Here is a 19,405-nt window from a genome sequence, read left to right on the forward strand (position 1 = left end):
TTATATATCTTTACGTTTCCTATATGTAAAATTAAAGATGCAAAGACGCTTTTCAGATTACCTATTCATTTCACTTAAAGGATTAGCAATGGGTGCAGCAGATGCTGTTCCAGGAGTCTCAGGCGGCACTATAGCTTTTATTTCCGGTATTTACGAAGAATTGATAACCACTATTAGCGGCGTTAATCTAAGCTTATTGGCCACACTTAAAAAGAGCGGTTTTTTAGCATTTTGGAAGCAGCTGAATGGGAATTTTTTAGTAGCCTTGCTTACAGGCATTCTCATCAGCTTTGTTTCTTTTATGCGACTTGCCAAATATCTGATTGAGCAACATCCAGTCCTGATTTGGTCCTTTTTCTTTGGCCTTATTGTGGCCAGTATTTTCTTTGTTGGAAAACAGATTAAAACGTGGAATTTAGGCACCATTGCCGCACTCATTATAGGAACTTTGGCAGCTTATTACATCACCACCTTACCATCAATGGCCAATAATGATAGTTCTGTATTCTTATTTTTTGCTGGTGCTATTGCTATTTGTGCCATGATTTTGCCCGGAATTTCAGGTTCTTTTATCTTAGTAATTTTAGGAGCTTATAAAACTTTAAGTGATGCCATACACGATTTTGATTTTAAAAGAATTGCCATCTTTGCGATTGGAGCGCTAATTGGCCTTTTGAGTTTTAGTCGCGTTCTAAAATGGTTATTTAATCACTACAAAAACACAACTTTAGCGGTGTTGACCGGATTTATTTTCGGTTCCCTAAACAAAATATGGCCTTGGAAAGAGACCTTGACTATTTTGAAAAAGTCCACGGGACAGACAATCCCAGTTTCTAAAATCACCGATTATGGCACCATTGAAGTCTATCAAAGACAGATCAATGACTTTGATACTTTCAAAATGGTTTCCGAAAAAAGCGTTTCGCCATTTCACTATTCTGAAATAAATAACACTATCGATCCGCAAATAGCGCTGGCCGTCGGCCTTATGATTGTCGGATTTCTAACGATTTTCCTCCTTGAAAAAATAGGCTCTAAATCTCGATAAATGCAAAGCACTAGGACCTTTAATGATAAACTTTTTCTGGTTATTAAGGGCTTGGCCATGGGTGCCGCCAATAAAGTCCCAGGCGTTTCGGGAGGGGTTGTTGCCTTTGTGGCAGGATTTTATGAGGAGTTTATCTATTCTTTACAAAAAGTAAATAAAACCGCATTTAAGCTCTTATTGAACGGGAGGTTTAAAAGCTTCTTTCATTATATAAACGGACGCTTTTTGAGCCTCCTTTTTTTAGGAATGGTGGTCAGCTATTTCAGCGTTTCCAAAATCCTAGATTATTTTCTCATCCATTCAGAACTCTATGTATGGAGTTTGTTCTTTGGCATGATCATCGGTTCTATTTACTATATCAACAAAGATTTTAACGATTGGAACTACCAAACCATACTCGCTCTTGTCATAGGTATTAGCTTGGGTATTGCCATTAGTTTCTTGGATCCTGCCAAAGAAAACGACAATCTGTTTTTTGTGTTTTTCTGCGGTATCATAAGTGTTTCAGGCATGACCTTACCCGGTTTTTCGGGATCTTTCATCTTGATTTTATTGGGAAATTATGTCTTGTTGCTTGTGGATTCCGTCAACGCACTTTCCGATACTTTCTATGAGTTTATTGTAGGCGATTTTAGTGTTTTTAAGAATCCTGAAAGAATTAGAATGCTCAAGGTACTGGTCGTTTTTACTTTGGGCTCGGTTGCTGGATTGGTGACCTTTTCGCACATGTTAAGCTATATCCTCAAACACTACAAAAGTATTACCATTGCCTCCATAATTGGTTTTATCGTCGGTTCTTTGGGAGTGGTTTGGCCATGGAAAAAGACGATTTATAGAATGACGGATAATGGCGGATTCATCTACGACTCAACGGGTAAGAAAGTGGTTCTAAATTATGAGCGATTTATTCCTGATTTAAATAGTGAAACCTATTTGGCAATTTTATATATTGTTGTTGGAATTGCCATTGTTTTAGGATTGGAATGGTATGGAAATAAAACAAGGAAAGTCAATGTCTAAATTCGGTCTCATCGGTAAAAATATTGCCTATTCATTTTCAAGAACTCACTTTTCGGATAAGTTTGATAATGAGGAACTGCCGTACTCTTATGTGAATTTTGATATCGAAACCATTTCTCGGTTTCCTGAAATCTTAAAAGAAAACAATGATATCTTAGGCCTTAACGTTACAATTCCTTACAAAGAACAGGTGATTCCATATCTGGATGGGCTCCATAAAACAGCGGCAGACATTGGAGCGGTAAACACCATTAAGTTTTACCCTTCAGGAAAAATAAAAGGCTTCAACACCGATTACTACGGATTTATGAAGTCCATTAAACCATTATTGAAACCACATCATACCCATGCGCTAATCTTGGGTACCGGAGGCGCTTCAAAAGCCATTGCTTATGCCTTAAAAAAACTCCATCTCAGTTTTGATTATGTGTCCAGAAATGCCCATTCTAACGTTAAGTATTTATATTCTAACCTGACGGAAGAAGACGTCAAGAATCATCAAGTTATAATCAACTGTACACCTATCGGCACGTATCCTAACGTCAATGAATGTCCAGATATCCCATATGACGGTATCACCAAAGAGCATTTGCTTTTTGATTTGATTTACAACCCCATTTTAACCAAATTCTTGATTTGTGGAGAAATACAAGGCGCAACCATCTGCAACGGCTCCAAGATGTTGGAATACCAAGCGGAAAAAGCGTGGGAAATTTGGACCAAATAAGCAAAATATCCTAAAATTGGCATTCTCTTTTGTAGTCTAAGGGGTTGTTAGTATATTTACTTCCATACAATAGTACGAAATTTAAACATTATGACAATGTCAGAGAAAGATAACCTGCAAGATGCAGATGGAAACGATATTTTAAAAAAAGAGGCCATTGCCGCTGAAGAAACAGTTGCTGATGACTTTAATTCTCCAAACGACGACGGTACCGCGTCAGATACCACTGAAACCTCAGTTTCTGCAGACGCCAATAATAGTCCTGAAGAAACGGCCCCTGAGACACCAAAATCCGAAGTAGTAGCGGAAACTCCTTCAAAATCATTTGAAACTGATTCAGAAATTAAATCAAAATCAGATGAACCGACAGCAAAGAAGAAAGATGCTTACGTTGAAGAGATTGAAGAATCCAACGCCGAAGATGCCGAAGATGACAGCAATGTTGAACGCCACAGTTTAGAGGACAAAGACTACCATTCCATGTCGATGGAACAATTGGTGGATGAATTTGAAAGTTTACTGAAAAACAAAAAAGTTCAAACCATAAAATCTCCAGTTGAAGAGATCAAAAATGAATTCAACTCAAAGTTTTCAGAAATTCTTGAGGAAAAGAAGGAGGATTTTTTAAGTGAGGGTGGTAACGAAATTGACTTCTATTATTCAAGCCCGCTTAAAAAACGATTCAATTCAATTTATAACGATTATAGGACCAATCTAAATGCCTATTACAAGACTTTAGAGACCAACCTTAAATCTAACTTAGAAAAAAGATTACGTATTATTGAAGACATCAAAGGTCTCCTTAATGTTGAAGAGAACATCAACACCACGTATAAACTTTTTAAGGATTTACAAGAAGAATGGCGTACTGCGGGACCAATTCCAAGAGATAAGTACAATAATGCATGGAACACATACCATCATCATGTGGAAATTTTCTATGATTTCTTACATCTTAATCGCGATTTACGCGACATGGATTTCAAGCATAATCTGGAGCAAAAGTTAAAAATTATAGATCGTGCTGAAGAATTAGCAAAAGATGACAATTCAAATAGAGCGTTTAGAGAATTACAGGTACTTCACAAAATGTGGAAAGAAGATTTAGGGCCTGTTGACAAAGAACACAGAGAAGCTATCTGGGAACGCTTTAGCAATGCTACCAAAACCATTCACGACAAACGTCAAGCTTATTATGCCAATGTAGATAAGGCTCACGAAGCCAATCTTGAGAAAAAGCAGGCTATTATTGCCAAGATTGAAGAAGTGGCAAAAGACGACGTTAGTTCTCATCAAGCATGGCAAAATAAGATTAAGGTGATAGAAGGCCTGCGAACGGAATTTTTCAACGCAGGTAAGGTTCCCATCAAGATGAATGAGGCCACTTGGGCAAAATTTAAAGGTGCCGTAAGAACCTTCAATAAAAAGAAAAATACGTTTTATAAAAGTTTAAAGAAAGACCAGTATACCAACTTACAGAAAAAACTGGACTTGATTAAGATAGCAGAAGACAACAAAGACAATGATGACTTTGAAACGGTCACGCCACTGATGAAGAAAATCCAAAATGATTGGAAACATATTGGCCATGTACCAAGGAAAGACAGTGATAAAATCTGGAAACGTTTTAAAGCGGCTTGTAACCATTATTTTGACAAGGTGAATGCGGAGCGTAATGCCGCAAATAAAGAACAAGAAGAGGCTTTTGAGAACAAATCAAAACTACTTGACGAATTAAAAGACTTGAAATTAAGTGGCGTTGCCGAACAAGATTTAGAAACTATCAAACAAAAAACCGAAGAATGGAATGCCTTAGGTCAGGTACCACAAAACAAGCGTTTTATTGAAGGAAAATTCAATAAAACGGTAGATGGCTTATTCAATAATTTAAAATTGGATAAATCTGAGGTTGAGATGATCAAATTTGAAAACAAATTAGAGAGTCTGTCACAACCGGATGACACCAGGCTTTTGGATAATGAGCATCATTTTATCCGTAAAAAAATTGATGAAGTTAGAGGTGAACTCAACCAGCTTGAAAATAATCTACAATTTTTCTCAAACATAGATGAGAGCAATCCATTGGTGAAGGATGTGTTGAAAAACATTGAAAATCACAAAGAAAACTTAGCGGTTTGGGAGGAGAAATTTAAAAAGTTAAAAGAGCTGTATTAACACCCTACATTTAAAGTTATAAAGGTAGTGTAATTTAAACTCTGTCCGGTTCATTTTTTATCCATTTCAAAATCATTCGAAACTTGTTTTCGACTGATTTTGGAATGTGACCTAGCGCCAGCGACACGTGCTGGTTGGGTTCTACCGATATCCAGATCGATTCTATCCTCAAAGATAATATATAATTGCTGAATGGTCGAACTCCAATTGTGCAGTGGGCTGGTCCACTTTTTCTGAATGTTCATCGTTGCCAAATAGACCAGTTTTAGAAGTGCCATATCATTGGTGAAAGCACCTTTGGTCTTGGTTACTTTTCTTACTTGTCTGTGATAGCCTTCAACAGCGTTTGTAGTGTAAATGATTTTTCTGATCGGTGCTGTGTACTTGAAGTATTGGGATAAATGTTCCCAATTGTTTTTCCAGCTCTGTATTACCACGGGGTATTTGGCACCCCATTTTTCTTCAAGCTTTATCAGCTCGTCCTCTGCTATTCCCTTGTTTGTCGCCCTATACACCAGTTTAAGGTCGCGCATAAACTCTTTTTGGTCCTTTGAGGCTATGTACTTTAACGAATTGCGTATTTGATGGACTATGCACAACTGAACCTCTGCCTTGGGAAACACACTTAGTATGGCACTGGTAAATCCTTTCAGGTTATCGGTACAGGCTATCAAGATATCCTCAAGTCCTCTGTTGTTCAAATCTGTCAGCACCTGCAACCAAAAATTGGCACCTTCGCTCTCGGAAAGGTAAATGCCCAAAATTTCCTTCTGCCCATTTTTGTTTATCCCCAATATATTATAAAGTGCCTTGTGCACGATCTTACCCTCCACCTTGACCTTATAGTGCATCGCATCCAGCCATACAATACAGTAGAGCGGTTCTAGAGGACGGTTCTGCCAGGCTTTTACATCAGGTATGATCCGGTCTGTGATCTGGCTCAGGACGGTGTGGGATATATCGGTATCGTACATTTCCTTTATGTGCGATGAGATGTCACGATAGCTCATGCCAAGTCCGTAAAGACCTATGATCTTGTCCGATAGGTTGTCGGCAAGGATGCTCTGGCGCTTCTTTACGAGCTCTGGTTCAAAGCTGCTCTGGCGGTCCTGGGGAGTCTCTATATCAAAGGTGCCAAAACCGCTCTTGATGGTTTTCCTGCCCTTGCCATTGCGCTTGTTCCCCTTGGACCGTTCCTGCTCGTCCAGATGGCCCTCCATCTCTGATTCAAGGGCTTTCTCTATAAAATTCTTCAGCATGGGAGCAAAAGCGCCATCCTTGCCGAAAAGGCTCTTGCCGGACATGAATTGTTCCAGTGCCTTTTTCTCTAATTCTTGTTGTTCTTTTGTTGTCATAATATCTGATTAAAATTAAACTAAAATTTTTAATCAGACAGAGTTCAGTTTACACTCTCGTTATAAATTGTCCAATTTTTCGATTTGAAAGCTTGGACTTTTTTAATGGGTTTTTGGATTATTTCTCCATTTTCTGCCACCCTAAAAATTAATGCGTATTTTAAAAATTGGCGTTTTCCAAAAAAACAAACTAGCCTAAAAATCAAATCCTACCTGTGAAAACAGGTAGGATTTTGACCCCTAACTAAACTAAATTTTTAATCTTAACCAATACCGCTTAAAATATAATTAAGATTACCTACTTATGATTATGAAACTTTAAGATTAAGTTTCAATATAGTATATATACGTGGTACTATCATATTTGGATTACGAGATTGAAAAAAGATTATACTTTTTTTGCTTCCTCCCAATAAACATCCATTTCCAACAAAGACATTTCTGATAAGGACTTATTGATTTCTCGAGACTTAGCTTCCAAATATTGAAATCTTTTGATGAACTTTTTATTTGTACGTTCCAGAGCATTTTCTGGATTTATTTTCAAAAACCGAGCATAATTAATTATGGAGAATAAAACATCGCCGAGTTCACTTTCCATTTTATCGGCATCTCCATTGGCAACTTCAATTTTTAATTCGTTGAGCTCCTCCTCTACTTTTTCATATACCTGCTCCGGATGTTCCCAGTCAAATCCTACACCTGCAACTTTATCCTGAATCCGGTTGGCCTTTACCATAGCAGGTAAACTTTTTGGCACCCCTTGCAAAACGCTGGTTTTGCCTTTCTCCTTCAATTTAATTTGCTCCCAATTGCGTTTCACATCTTCTTCATTTTCCACTTTCACATCACTATAAATATGTGGATGACGTTCAATCAGCTTATCACAGATACTGTGACACACATCTGCAATATCAAAACTATTGCTTTCACTGCCAATACGCGAATAAAATACGATATGCAATAAAACGTCGCCCAATTCCTTTTTAATCTCCTCCATATCCTTTTCCAAAATGGCATCACCCAATTCATAGACCTCTTCAATAGTCAAATGCCGGAGGGTTTCCATGGTTTGTTTTTTGTCCCATGGGCATTGCTCGCGCAATTCATCCATTATTGTTAAAAGTCGGTCAAAGGCTTGTAATTGGTCTTGTCGTCGTGTCATAAAGGCTATTTTTATATACATTTCAAAATTACAAAATTGAAAAAGGTATTTGCTGTTAATATGTAGAATATTGAAGATAGAATTAAGTATACAGTACTAAGAATTAAGAAAGTTCATCATTAAAAAACTTTGCCAGAAGTTTCAAGAATTTCGTACCAAGTTCAATTCAAATGAAAAACTACAATATTCCAGTGGCATTGTACTTATAACTTAATTCATATGAAACCAGAATTAAATATAAAGCAGTAATCAGTTTAGTAGCAGGAAGGAAATTAAGAAAGTTTCAAGAGTTTCTCAGCAAATTTATTTCAAAAAGAAATACCCCACAATATTCAAATGACATTGTGGGGATAGTAAATAGAGTATCAAGTCTTTATACTTAATACCCATATCTTAATTCTTATTAGGTTTTTCTAGCACTTGTGTTTTTTGTAGAACCACCTTTCTTAGAAGATGATGCTTTTGGAGCTACGTTTCTTACAGCCGCAGGATTAGCAGACGTTTTAGAATGTGCTTCTTCCACTTTGGCTGCAGAGGTCTTATCCTCCTCTTTCTCATCTAAAGCAGATAATAAATCGTTCTTTTGCAATGCATTATACCATTGTATGACTTTTTTGATATCACTTGGATATACGCGGTCTTCATCATAATCAGGCAACACTTCAAAGAAATATTCTTCGAGTTTATCTTTAGAATCCTTATGGCTAACAGACGTTTGTTTGCCGTCTTCTTTATCACGCACTTTTTTCAATACCTCACGTAGCGGAACTTCTTCAGTAAGTGTGTACATCGCAATTTCACTTAAAACACTCACATTACTATGAATATTAACCGTGATACGCTTATTGTCAAGCAACGATTCTGCAACAAAACCGCTACGTGTTTGGGTTACAATTTTGTATAGCCCCGGTTTCCCTGAAATGGATAAAATCTTGTCTAAACTCATATTCTTTATATGCTTTTTATATTTTGAAGTTGACAAATATATACTTTTGCCTTTATGATATTATAAAATTAACGTTTCTTTTTCATGGATGGAAAACGCATCTTGTAATCGACGCTAATGTTCCCTTTAGAAATATTATTCAATCTACTTTTAATAAGTCGTTTTTTTAAAGTAGATAATTTATCGGTAAACAAAATGCCATCTATATGGTCATATTCATGCTGAATAACCCTGGCAACTAGACCTTCAAATTCCTCAACATGGGTTTTAAAATTCTCATCCTGATATTGGATCTTGATCTTTGGCTTTCTAAAGACATCTTCTCTAACATCTGGAATACTCAAACATCCTTCATTAAAAGCCCATTCATCACCTGTTTCCTCAAGAATTTTAGCATTGATGAAGATACGCTTAAAATCCGATAATTGCATTTGCTCTTCTTTTGTCAAATCTTCATCGTCCGCAAAAGGAGTTGTATCTATTACAAACAATCGGATTGGTAGCCCAACTTGTGGCGCAGCCAATCCCACACCATACGCATCATACATGGTTTCGTACATATTTGCAATAAGTTCCTTGAGGTCAGGATACTCTTCAGTAATGGGCTCACATTCTTTTCTCAGAACGGGATCACCATAGGCAATAACGGGTAAAATCATTATTCTTTAAATTTACGACTGCAAAAATACAACTCTTATTACAATTTTAGATGCTTAGAATAAAATTGTTAAAGCATATTTATTGATTGTACAAATAACTTTGAAGTATGATGGTCGCGCTAATTTCATCCACTAAGGCTTTATTTTTACGTTGGCCTTTCTTTAGTCCACTATCAATCATGGTTTGAACTGCCATTTTAGAAGTGAAACGTTCATCAACCCGTTTTACGGGCATATCCGGAATGGATTTGGACAGTTTCTCCAAAAAGGTTTGAATGGACTCTTCACTTTCAGACACTTCATTGTTCATTTGTTTGGGTTCACCAACAAGAAATAATTCTACCTTTTCTTTGGAAATATAATCCTTCAAAAAGGGTAAAAGTTCCTTGGTGGCAACTGTGGTCAGTCCGGAGGCGATGATTTGAAGTTCATCGGTTACCGCAATACCAGTGCGCTTGGTTCCGTAATCTATTGCTAAAATTCTTGCCATACATATTCCCCAAAAGTGGAAATCCCATTTTAAATTAGTGATACGGTAAAGTTACGGCAATTAAATGGGCGTCTGAAGTGTTTTCGCGGATTTATGGACTCCTTTTATCACAGTGTGGGAGAAATCCCTAAACACACGGGCAGGTTAGTGTTCTCTATAAAGTTCACCAAAGAAATTTTCCATAATGAATTATACGTTTATCTTTGTGTGAATTTAATTTTAGACATGAAACAACTTCAACAGAACATAGAGAAAGCCTGGGAAAACCGCGAATTACTCACCGATAAAGTCACCATTGAAAGTATCAGAAGTGTTATCGATCTACTAGATGAAGGCACCTTAAGAGTTGCTGAACCTACAGCAGACGGATGGCAAGTAAACGAATGGGTCAAAAAAGCGGTAGTTCTTTATTTCCCCATACAGAAAATGGAAACTTTTGAAGTGGGAATTTTTGAATATCATGACAAAATACCGTTAAAACGTGGCTACGCAGATAAAGGCATTCGGGTTGTTCCACATGCCGTTGCAAGACATGGTGCATATATTAGCAAAGGGACCATTTTGATGCCCAGTTATGTAAATATTGGTGCTTACGTTGATGAAGGAACCATGGTCGACACATGGGCAACAGTTGGGAGCTGCGCACAAATTGGCAAAAATGTGCATTTGTCTGGCGGCGTAGGTATTGGAGGTGTTTTAGAACCTTTGCAAGCCGCTCCGGTAATTATTGAAGACAACGCGTTTATTGGGAGCAGATGTATTGTGGTAGAGGGCGTAAGAGTTGAAAAAGAAGCCGTTTTGGGTGCGAATGTGTGCCTTACAGCATCCACAAAAATAATTGATGTTACAGGTGATAAACCTGTTGAAATGAAAGGTATTGTCCCAACACGCTCAGTAGTCATTCCAGGAAGCTATGCTAAGGATTTTCCAGCCGGCACTTATCATGTCCCTTGTGCCTTGATCATCGGAAAACGTAAAGAAAGCACCAACAAGAAAACCTCATTGAATGATGCTTTGCGTGAATATGATGTGGCTATCTAATCTTTAATTTGAAAATATCATGATTAGGCAGAATTTGGGAATTATAACCGAAACCTAGTTCGCATAGCATTATGATTTGACGCCATATCCCCAAAAAAAATCCTATTTTTGCACACGTTTTCATCAAATCCAACCGTTCTCATGAATAAACTTACTGCTATTATTCCCACAGGCAATGAAATCCATAATATAGAGGCGGTCATAGCTTCGGTGGATTTTGCAGATGAAATTCTCGTGGTAGATGGCTTAAGTACTGACGGCACGTTTGAAAAGGCGCAGGAATTGGCTTCAAAAGTTATAAGAAGAGAATACCAATATTCTGCATCTCAAAAAAATTGGGCCATTCCACAGGCTAAGCATCAATGGATTTTATTAGTAGATGCCGATGAACGGGTAACACCCGAATTAAAAGCTGAGATATTAAAAATCTTAAGACAGCCCGATCCTAAAATAGTCGGTTATTGGATAGGAAGGATCAATAATTTTATGGGAGAACGGGTCAACTATAGTGGTTGGCGCAATGACAAGGTGATTCGGCTTTTTAAACGTGATTTTTGTAAGTACGAAGATAAGTACGTGCATGCGGAAATTATAGCGGACGGTGACATTGGTACTTTAAAACATAAATTCATTCATTACAGTTATACGACGTTTGATAAATACGTCGAAAAGATGAACAGATACGCCACCTGGCAAGCTAAAGATTACGATCAAAAAACAGGAAATTTAACGCCTTATCATTTTGTTCTGAAACCCTTTTGGGGATTTTTTAAACATTATATCGTACAAAGCGGTTTTCGAGATGGCGTCGTAGGTTTCACTATAGGATATATGCAAGGATATGTAGTGTTTATGCGATATGTCAAATTATGGTTGTTGAGGAGAGGTAGAGAGTGATTTTTGTTTGAGGTTTTAAGGACTTGACCGAATGTTCTATTAAGGTATGGGCGGTTAGGAATGTGAAAAAATGCCGATAGCAAGTTTTTAACGATCAGTTAAAAAATTCAACTTGAGTTTTCAACGTCAACTACATGCCGACCAGCTAGCGCGGAACTTCAATTTCAATTTCGGGGTAAATATATTAGTTATGCAAAAAGAAATATCAAGTGCCTTAAATATTTTAAAAGAAGGCGGACTCCTACTCTACCCTACAGATACTGTTTGGGGAATAGGTTGTGATGCCACTGACCCTGAAGCGGTCAAAAAAATTTTTCAATTAAAAGGTCGTGAAGATAACAAAGCACTAATTTGTTTGGTAGCTGATGATCGGATGTTGAGCAAATACGTTAAGGAAATTCCGGAAGTTGCTTTCGATATTTTTGAGATTTCTGAAGAGCCAATCACTATTATTTATGATGATGCTCAAAATTTAGCCGAAAATTTAATTGCTGAAGATAAATCGATTGCCATTAGAATACCCAATGACGATTTCTGCTATCAATTACTCAGACGCTTTGGCAAACCCATTGTTTCAACCTCAGCCAATGCGAGCGGTGAAACCACTCCAAAATCGTATAAAGAAATCACACCCCATATTTTAAAAGGTGTGGACTATATCGTAAATTTGCATCGCGAAAAAATTTGTACCAAACCATCCTCAATTATTAAGTTGAGTGCTAATGGGAGGGTCAAGATCATCAGATAATAAATTTTAGCCACATATACACGAATAATTATGTTCAGAATGTATCAACTATTTAAAGTGTCTGAATGCAAATTAGCAAATTTTCATAAAACCATTTAGATCAAAAAAGAACAGTCTTGTAAAAGACAATTATTAAGTTTAAGAAAAATCATAAATTCACTGAAACTTTCATGTGGTTAAAAATAAAACCATTAGTGGATTCGTGGCAAGAAAATAAAATGAACTTAGAAAAGGCCTTAGAACATCCCGTTTTCCAAATTATCTCCCAATCTGCAAAAGACCTAGGAATTGACGCCTACGTCATTGGTGGATTTGTTCGTGATTACATCTTACAACGCGGACAGCATAAAGACATTGATATTGTCGCCATCGGCAATGGTATTTCCCTTGCCAAACAAGTGGCGAAAAACATTCCAAACCACCCTAAAGTGCAAGTTTTTAAAACTTATGGCACAGCTATGTTGCGTTATGAGGATATTGAAGTCGAATTTGTGGGCGCACGTAAGGAATCCTATTCGGAAGAAAGCAGGAATCCAATCGTTGAAAACGGCACTTTGGAAGACGATCAAAACAGACGTGATTTTACGATAAATGCCATGGCTTTGGATTTAAGCGCTTCCAATTTTGGCGACTTGCTTGATCCATTTAATGGCATGAAGGATTTGGATGCCAAAATTATTAGAACTCCTTTAGATCCTGATATTACCTACAGCGATGACCCGTTGCGAATGATGCGCGCCATCCGTTTTGCAACCCAGCTCAACTTCACCATAGAGAATGCATCGCTGGCGGCGATTTCAAAGAACAAAGACCGTATCAAAATCATCACGAACGAAAGGATTGTGGTAGAGATAAATAAAATTTTAGAAAGTGATGTTCCTTCCATCGGATTTTTACTTTTGGAACAAACAGGACTTTTGGAGCATATCCTACCCGAACTGACTGCCTTAAAAGGCATTGATGAAAAAGAAGGGCAACGCCACAAAGATAATTTCTATCACACTCTGGAAGTTGTAGATAATATCGCTAAAAACACTGATGATCTATGGTTACGTTGGGCCGCACTTTTGCACGATATTGGTAAAGCCCCAACTAAAAAATTCAGTAAAAAAGTGGGTTGGACTTTTCATGGCCATGAACTGGAAGGTTCAAAAATGGTGTACAGACTGTTCAAACGTTTAAAAATGCCACTTAACGAAAAGATGAAATTTGTTCAAAAACTGGTCTTCATGAGTTCCCGACCAATTGCATTGGCACAAGACGTCACTGATTCTGCCGTGAGACGTTTGGTTTTTGATGCAGGCGAATATGTGGATGATTTAATGGTTCTTTGCGAAGCGGACATCACCACAAAAAACCCGAGCAAGTTCAAAAAATATCACAATAATTTCAAACTGGTCAGAGACAAGATTGTGGAAGTTGAAGAGCGTGATCAAATTAGAAATTTTCAACCTCCGGTTTCCGGTGAAGAAATTATGGAAGCGTTTGGATTAAAACCGTCAAGGGAAATTGGATCCATAAAAGAAGCTATTAAAGAAGCGATATTGGAAGGTAAAATCCCAAATGAACACAAAGCCGCTTATACGCTGATGTTGGAGGAAGGAAAACGTTTGGGACTAACTGAAGTGGAGAGAAGAGGGTAGCGTTCCCGCCTCCGCAAATGCTACAGACGGGCTGATAATGGTCGGTAAAATAAATTAAAATTCATTTCAATTTCGAATTCATTTTCAATTTTAAATAAAATGGCAAAACTAAAAGATAATAAAAACGTCATTTACTGGCTCCTAACAGGCTGTGCATTGCTTTTTATCATGGTGGTGATTGGTGGGATTACCAGATTAACAGATTCTGGCCTATCCATGTCCGATTATAAACTCATTACAGGAACGATCCCGCCTTTGAATGAAGTGGAATGGCAGGAAGCCTTTGAAGTTTATCAACAATATCCAGAGTTTCAGAAGCTCCATTCGCATTTTACATTATCAGATTTTAAAGGAATTTATTTCTGGGAATGGTTACATCGTGTCATGGGCCGATTGATTGGCCTCGTCTTTATTATTCCATTTATTTATTTTTTGGCAACCAAACAACTCACCTCAAAAACCATTAAAAAATGTTTGGTATTACTATTTCTCGGCGCATTTCAAGGTTTTTTGGGATGGTACATGGTAAAAAGTGGTTTGGTAGACATGCCTAATGTGAGCCACTATAGACTATCCGCTCATTTAACAACTGCATTTCTAACGTTTGCTGCAACACTTTGGGTAGCCTTAGATTTAATTTTCCCCAAAAAGAAATCCATCGATAAAAACTTTAGAAACCTCATTGGCATTGGATACTTTATTTTAGCAATTCAGATAATTTATGGAGGATTTGTAGCAGGTTTGAAAGCTGGATTATTGCATAATCATTGGCCTTTTATGAATGAAGGTAAATTCATACACGAATCCGCTTACGCCATTGAACCATTCTATCTCAACCTTATTGAAAACCCGAGTGGCATCCAATTTGTTCACCGCACCTTTGCATATATTGTGGTGATCATGATAGGAATCATCTGGTATCGCGCCAAACAAATGACCTTAACACGCATGCAATCAAAAAGTATGGATAGTTTGCTACTTCTGGTTGGTGTTCAATTTTTATTGGGCGTACTGACTATCATTTACGGGGTTCCCTTATGGTTGGGCGTGGCACATCAAATTGGCGCTTTTTTCCTTTTATCGGCAATGACATTTGCTTTACATCGGTTCAGTAGATAATAGAAAAAGTTCTACCTTTGCAAATTAAATTTTAACCCATGGTTTACAGATTCAGAATTATTCTCGACAACGACACGGATGACGATGTTTTTAGGGATTTAGAAATCCTAGAAACAGATACTCTAGAAGACTTACATAATAGTATCACGCAAGCTTTTGGATTTGATGGTATTGAAATGGCATCATTTTATTTAAGTGATGACGATTGGAATCAAGGTGAGGAAATTCCAATGTTTGATACTGGCGATGTACAGGGAGAAGTGAGACTGATGTCTGAAACAGACATCAACACCGTAGTCAATGAATCAAAAACCAGATTGATTTATGTGTATGATTTCTTTAGCATGTGGACTTTTTATGTAGAGTTGGCAGAAATTATTGAGGAAGCTGAAGGTACTGATTATCCAAATTTGATGTTTGTACATGGGCAAATTCCGACGGAAGCACCTCAAAAGAACTTTGAAGCGGAAGATGAGTTTGATGATTATAATGAGTTTGACGACGATTTTGACGTTGACGATTATGAAAACTTGGATTTTGATGAGAACTGGAACTAGGTCGATCTGACTTATATTTTCAACACTATTTGATTTTGTATCTTGATTCTTAATACTTAATTCTTCTTACTAAAAACTTACCTCCCTCACTTCAATTGCTTCATATTCACGTTCTCGTAGTTTCGTTGTACAAAATCTAACGCGTTCTTTACAATTTCGCCCATATTTTTACTTCGTTTGAATTTTAAATCGCGGGTATACTCATAAATGGTCATTTTAAGAAGTTTGATATGTTCAGGTTTGGAAAGTGTATCCTCAATCATACAGTCCAATAATTCCTTGATGCGTTCGTGATAACTAATCAGACGTTTTGCAATAATGGAGCGCTCTTCCAGCTTATATTGATCAATGGATTCTTTCTGGAACTTTTCCTGAACCAATTGCACCATAGCTAAATTCTCTTTAAAAAATTGTGGCCGGTAGACATTGAACTTACCTTCATAACTTTGCTGGTCAAAATCAATAGCCCTGATTTTATAGACCACATGGTCAAAGTCATGCGTAGGCACAATTACATAATTATAAGAACGCATATCTCCCAAAAGCCTGATCATACAACGTTCATTGAATTTTACAAACTCTTTTGCGATCTGTGATTTTTCTGATGGCGTACAATGGGGCAACATATTTTTAATGAATTCATCGCCAGGAACTCCTGCAATATGTTCTTCAATCAAGGTATCCTGAAACACTAAAAAATTCAGGTTGTATGGCGACAGCATATGTTCAAACTCCAATCCGTAGATTCTTGATGCGTCCGCTTTTTTTACATAAAAATAGGTGTAATTATCGTTGAGGATATTTCGGACTTTAATTCGGAAAGGTTTAGAATTCCCAAAAGTGCAATAATCAATGGCATCCACATTTAAAAACGGAATGGTGCGTTCGTTTCCATCTGAATGCAAAATAGTATAGACCTTCTTTAAGCTTAAATCTATTTCTTGACGTTCAAATTCATTAAAATAGACCCTCACCCAAAGGGTGTCATTATCATCTTTATCGTATAAAACAACCGAACCCTGAAAACGTAATAAATCATCATAAAAAATTGGCAACCTAATATTTCTGTTATATTCAGTAAGGTAAGCGTGCAACTTTTCAGTTATGGGATAAGATGGCTTTCGTAAAGATATTTTAAGATCTTGCATAGTGGTAAACTTAACTCAAATGTAAAGTTAATATATTTACTGGTGTAACAAATTTACATATCACTCGTCATACGTGTAACTAATCAATCAGAAAACATCTTGGAAACCATTCTCACCATCAACAATCTCACTAAAAAATTTGGCTATCTCACTGCGGTCAAAGACTTATCATTTACCATTAATAAAGGCAATGTTTACGGGATTTTAGGACCCAACGGAAGTGGCAAATCAACTACTTTGGGCATTGTGCTTAATGTTGTCAATAAAACTTCAGGTGATTTCAGTTGGTTTAACGGAGAGGTTTCAACTCATAACGCTTTAAAAAAGGTGGGCGCCATTATAGAAAATCCAAATTTCTATCCCTATATGACCGCGTATCAGAATTTAAAATTGGTCTGTAAAATCAAAGGTGTACCTTATAGCAAAATTGATGAAAAACTTGGAATTGTTGGACTTTTAGAACGAAAGGATAGTAAATTCAGCAACTATTCGCTGGGGATGAAACAACGACTGGCCATTGCCTCCGCCCTATTGAATGATCCTGAAATTCTAATCCTGGATGAACCTACTAACGGGTTGGATCCACAGGGCATTCATCAAATCCGTACCCTAATTAAACAGATTGCGGGTCAAGGCACCACCATTTTGCTGGCATCGCATCTATTGGACGAAGTTGAAAAAGTGTGTTCTCATGTGGTCGTACTCCGAAAAGGGCAGAAATTGTACTCCGGTCGAGTGGATGAAATGATTTCCAGTCATGGCTTTTTTGAACTAAAGTCAGTACAGCACGAAGCATTGGTAGCCTTCCTTAAAAGTAATCCCGATTTTTTAAATGTAAAAGAAGAAGGCGAGCTCATTACCGCTTTTCTAAAAAATCCAATGGACGCCTCCACATTTAATACACTTATGTTTGAAAAAGGCATCACACTTTCGCATTTAGTTAAACGTAAGGAAAGTCTTGAAGAGCAATTCCTGCAATTAACTAACAACAACTAACCAAACCAAACCTATGTTACGACTAGTTAATTTAGAGCTACAAAAACTACTATTAAATAGAGCAAGTAAAATTCTGATATTCATCTCCTTTATTTTGCCTTTTACAGTTTTGATCCTTTCGTCTATAAAAATTAATTTCTTCGGATTTTTCACTTTGGAGTTAGGGGAACTTGGTATTTTTAACTTTCCGATCATTTGGCATATTACTACCTATTTCGCCTCTTTTTTTAAACTGTTTTTCGCCATAGTGGTCGTGAGCATGATTGGCAATGAATACAGCAACAAAACCATAAAACAAAACTTGATTGATGGTTTAAGCAAGAAAGAATTTATCCTTTCTAAGTTTTATACTATTGTTTTCTTTTCGTTTTTAGCGACTGTTCTCATAGGAGTTGGCTCATTTATTATAGGGCTTTATTATTCTAGTTATACGGAAGCTTCAATTATATTTCGAGAAACCGAGTTTTTACTGGCCTATTTTTTAAAGCTAGTGGGCTTTTTTAGTTTGTGCCTATTCTTTGGAATGTTGGTAAAACGCTCTGCCTTTGCCTTGGCATTTCTCTTTATCCTCTACATTTTTGAATGGATCATTTTTTGGATAGTTGTAAAAGCATCAGGCACAGAAATGGCGTGGAAAGTCAAGAACTTTTTGCCTCTGGAGTCCATGTACAATTTGATCGATCAGCCGTTTCAACGGGTTCTTATGACAAAATATCCTGAGAAAATTGATATGGCTTATGACTATGCCGTTCATTGGTATGAACTTCTAATCGTTTTAGGTTGGACCGCTATATTTGTGTTTTTATCGTACAGATTATTAAAACAACGTGATTTATAATATATTTGATAGCAATTGCCATCATTAATTACACATTATTTTAATGCAATTTTTAGCATATCTTTATTTATAAAATAAAGTTTGGCACAAATACCTTATTGTTTTAAGAATAATGGTTGTGATAATTAGGTTATTTATAGGTGGACAATTAAATAAGTTTGATGATTTTTGGCTTCAGCCATACTTTCATACAGATTTCTTTAAAATCCACCATATTCTAAAGCATCACATTTTTGAAAACATATCTTAAAATTCTTTCTGTATTAAGCCTACTTTTTATAAATCAGATTTCTTACCCACAAGGTCCAACCGATTGTATTGACTCTGTAATTGTTTGTGGGAATTCCACCATCAATTTAGATGTCAACGGTGTTGGGACTCAAGAATTAAACAATTCGAACACCTGTGGCAGTAGTGAACACAACAGTATTTGGCTACAAGTGACCTTAGTTACCAATGGCACCTTGGGGTTTATTCTTAAACCGAACAGCAGCGCCATTCAAGAAGATTATGATTTTTTTGTGTTCGGTCCAAATGTAGCATGCAATAATATTGGACAAGCCATAAGATGCTCTACAACTAATCCCGCTGCTGCAAGACTGAGCAATAATTTAACGGGAATGAACGGCACTTCAAGCGATACATCTGAAGGTCCTGGTCCCCAAGGCGACAGTTTTGTACGTTGGCTGGATGTTCAAGCAGGTGACACTTATTTTATAGTCATTGATAGGCCCATTGGCAATAGTGGATTTACTCTGGAATGGACTGGAACTGCTGAATTTTCTCCACCTCCTGTGAGTCAGGAAAGTGCATCAACACCTCTGGATTTTATA

At 37.0% G+C, this 19,405-nt stretch carries 17 protein-coding genes and 2 pseudogenes; 13 read left to right on the forward strand and 6 right to left on the reverse strand.

What is annotated here, in order from left to right; all coding sequences use genetic code 11:
* Positions 1–37: 37 nt before the first annotated feature.
* From VLZ86_RS02370 to VLZ86_RS02385, 4 genes are all read left to right on the forward strand, one after another.
* The gene (locus VLZ86_RS02370; RefSeq protein WP_325448337.1) at positions 38–1,048 is read left to right on the forward strand and encodes a DUF368 domain-containing protein; all 1,011 of its coding nucleotides are present in this window, start codon (positions 38–40) and stop codon (positions 1,046–1,048) included.
* On the forward strand, positions 1,049–2,068 hold the full coding sequence (locus tag VLZ86_RS02375; protein WP_325448339.1) for a DUF368 domain-containing protein: 1,020 nt from the start codon (positions 1,049–1,051) through the stop codon (positions 2,066–2,068).
* Complete coding sequence (gene aroE / locus VLZ86_RS02380; protein WP_325448341.1) at positions 2,061–2,795, forward strand: shikimate dehydrogenase; 735 nt, start codon at positions 2,061–2,063, stop codon at positions 2,793–2,795. Before VLZ86_RS02375 ends, aroE begins: the two co-directional genes overlap by 8 nt.
* A gap of 96 nt (positions 2,796–2,891) precedes the next feature.
* Complete coding sequence (locus VLZ86_RS02385) at positions 2,892–4,970, forward strand: DUF349 domain-containing protein (protein WP_325448343.1); 2,079 nt, start codon at positions 2,892–2,894, stop codon at positions 4,968–4,970.
* 155 nt (positions 4,971–5,125) lie between these two features.
* On the opposite strand, the pseudogene VLZ86_RS02390 reads toward VLZ86_RS02385, so the two are convergent.
* The 5 genes and pseudogenes from VLZ86_RS02390 to ruvX form a co-directional block, all read right to left on the reverse strand.
* Positions 5,126–6,325 (reverse strand): annotated as a pseudogene (locus tag VLZ86_RS02390) (IS256 family transposase); the annotation flags it as partial.
* Between the two features lie 388 nt (positions 6,326–6,713).
* The gene (gene mazG, locus VLZ86_RS02395) at positions 6,714–7,490 is read right to left on the reverse strand and encodes a nucleoside triphosphate pyrophosphohydrolase (RefSeq protein WP_325448345.1); all 777 of its coding nucleotides are present in this window, start codon (positions 7,488–7,490) and stop codon (positions 6,714–6,716) included.
* Positions 7,491–7,893: 403 nt separating this feature from the next.
* Positions 7,894–8,436 carry a DUF5606 domain-containing protein gene (locus tag VLZ86_RS02400; RefSeq protein ID WP_325448347.1) on the reverse strand — a complete coding sequence of 181 codons (543 nt, stop codon included), beginning with the start codon at positions 8,434–8,436 and terminating at the stop codon, positions 7,894–7,896.
* A 68-nt stretch (positions 8,437–8,504) separates the two neighbouring features.
* Complete coding sequence (def, locus tag VLZ86_RS02405) at positions 8,505–9,095, reverse strand: peptide deformylase (protein ID WP_325448349.1); 591 nt, start codon at positions 9,093–9,095, stop codon at positions 8,505–8,507.
* A gap of 79 nt (positions 9,096–9,174) precedes the next feature.
* The gene (gene ruvX / locus VLZ86_RS02410) at positions 9,175–9,585 is read right to left on the reverse strand and encodes a Holliday junction resolvase RuvX (RefSeq protein WP_325448351.1); all 411 of its coding nucleotides are present in this window, start codon (positions 9,583–9,585) and stop codon (positions 9,175–9,177) included.
* Positions 9,586–9,810: 225 nt separating this feature from the next.
* On the opposite strand from ruvX, the gene VLZ86_RS02415 reads away from it, so the two are divergent.
* The 6 genes from VLZ86_RS02415 (at position 9,811) to VLZ86_RS02440 (ending at position 15,590) form a co-directional block, all read left to right on the forward strand.
* The gene (locus VLZ86_RS02415) at positions 9,811–10,626 is read left to right on the forward strand and encodes a 2,3,4,5-tetrahydropyridine-2,6-dicarboxylate N-succinyltransferase (RefSeq protein ID WP_325448353.1); all 816 of its coding nucleotides are present in this window, start codon (positions 9,811–9,813) and stop codon (positions 10,624–10,626) included.
* Positions 10,627–10,767: 141 nt separating this feature from the next.
* Positions 10,768–11,523 carry a glycosyltransferase family 2 protein gene (locus VLZ86_RS02420; RefSeq protein WP_325448355.1) on the forward strand — a complete coding sequence of 252 codons (756 nt, stop codon included), beginning with the start codon at positions 10,768–10,770 and terminating at the stop codon, positions 11,521–11,523.
* 190 nt (positions 11,524–11,713) lie between these two features.
* Positions 11,714–12,271 carry an L-threonylcarbamoyladenylate synthase gene (locus tag VLZ86_RS02425; protein ID WP_325448357.1) on the forward strand — a complete coding sequence of 186 codons (558 nt, stop codon included), beginning with the start codon at positions 11,714–11,716 and terminating at the stop codon, positions 12,269–12,271.
* A 218-nt stretch (positions 12,272–12,489) separates the two neighbouring features.
* A complete protein-coding gene (locus VLZ86_RS02430; protein WP_325448372.1) occupies positions 12,490–13,914 on the forward strand; it encodes a CCA tRNA nucleotidyltransferase in 1,425 nt (474 codons plus the stop codon).
* Positions 13,915–14,013: 99 nt separating this feature from the next.
* Positions 14,014–15,033 (forward strand): COX15/CtaA family protein, encoded by a 1,020-nt coding sequence (locus VLZ86_RS02435; RefSeq protein WP_325448359.1) that lies wholly within the window; start codon positions 14,014–14,016, stop codon positions 15,031–15,033.
* A gap of 38 nt (positions 15,034–15,071) precedes the next feature.
* Complete coding sequence (locus tag VLZ86_RS02440) at positions 15,072–15,590, forward strand: IS1096 element passenger TnpR family protein (protein WP_325448361.1); 519 nt, start codon at positions 15,072–15,074, stop codon at positions 15,588–15,590.
* A gap of 86 nt (positions 15,591–15,676) precedes the next feature.
* Here the strand turns inward: VLZ86_RS02440 and VLZ86_RS02445 are convergent, their stop codons facing one another.
* Positions 15,677–16,738, reverse strand: coding sequence for a hypothetical protein (locus VLZ86_RS02445; protein WP_325448363.1), 1,062 nt, complete (start codon positions 16,736–16,738; stop codon positions 15,677–15,679).
* 99 nt (positions 16,739–16,837) lie between these two features.
* Between VLZ86_RS02445 and VLZ86_RS02450 the strand changes: the two genes are divergently transcribed.
* The 3 genes and pseudogenes from VLZ86_RS02450 to VLZ86_RS02460 all read left to right on the forward strand — a co-directional run.
* On the forward strand, positions 16,838–17,734 hold the full coding sequence (locus VLZ86_RS02450; protein WP_325448365.1) for an ABC transporter ATP-binding protein: 897 nt from the start codon (positions 16,838–16,840) through the stop codon (positions 17,732–17,734).
* Between the two features lie 13 nt (positions 17,735–17,747).
* Positions 17,748–18,572, forward strand: a complete 825-nt coding sequence (locus tag VLZ86_RS02455; RefSeq protein WP_325448367.1) for an ABC transporter permease — start codon at positions 17,748–17,750, stop codon at positions 18,570–18,572.
* Between the two features lie 233 nt (positions 18,573–18,805).
* Positions 18,806–19,405, forward strand: a pseudogene (locus VLZ86_RS02460) (hypothetical protein); the annotation flags it as partial.

Source organism: Gelidibacter sp. (assembly GCF_035515035.1).
Taxonomy (GTDB): Bacteria; Bacteroidota; Bacteroidia; order Flavobacteriales; family Flavobacteriaceae; genus Gelidibacter.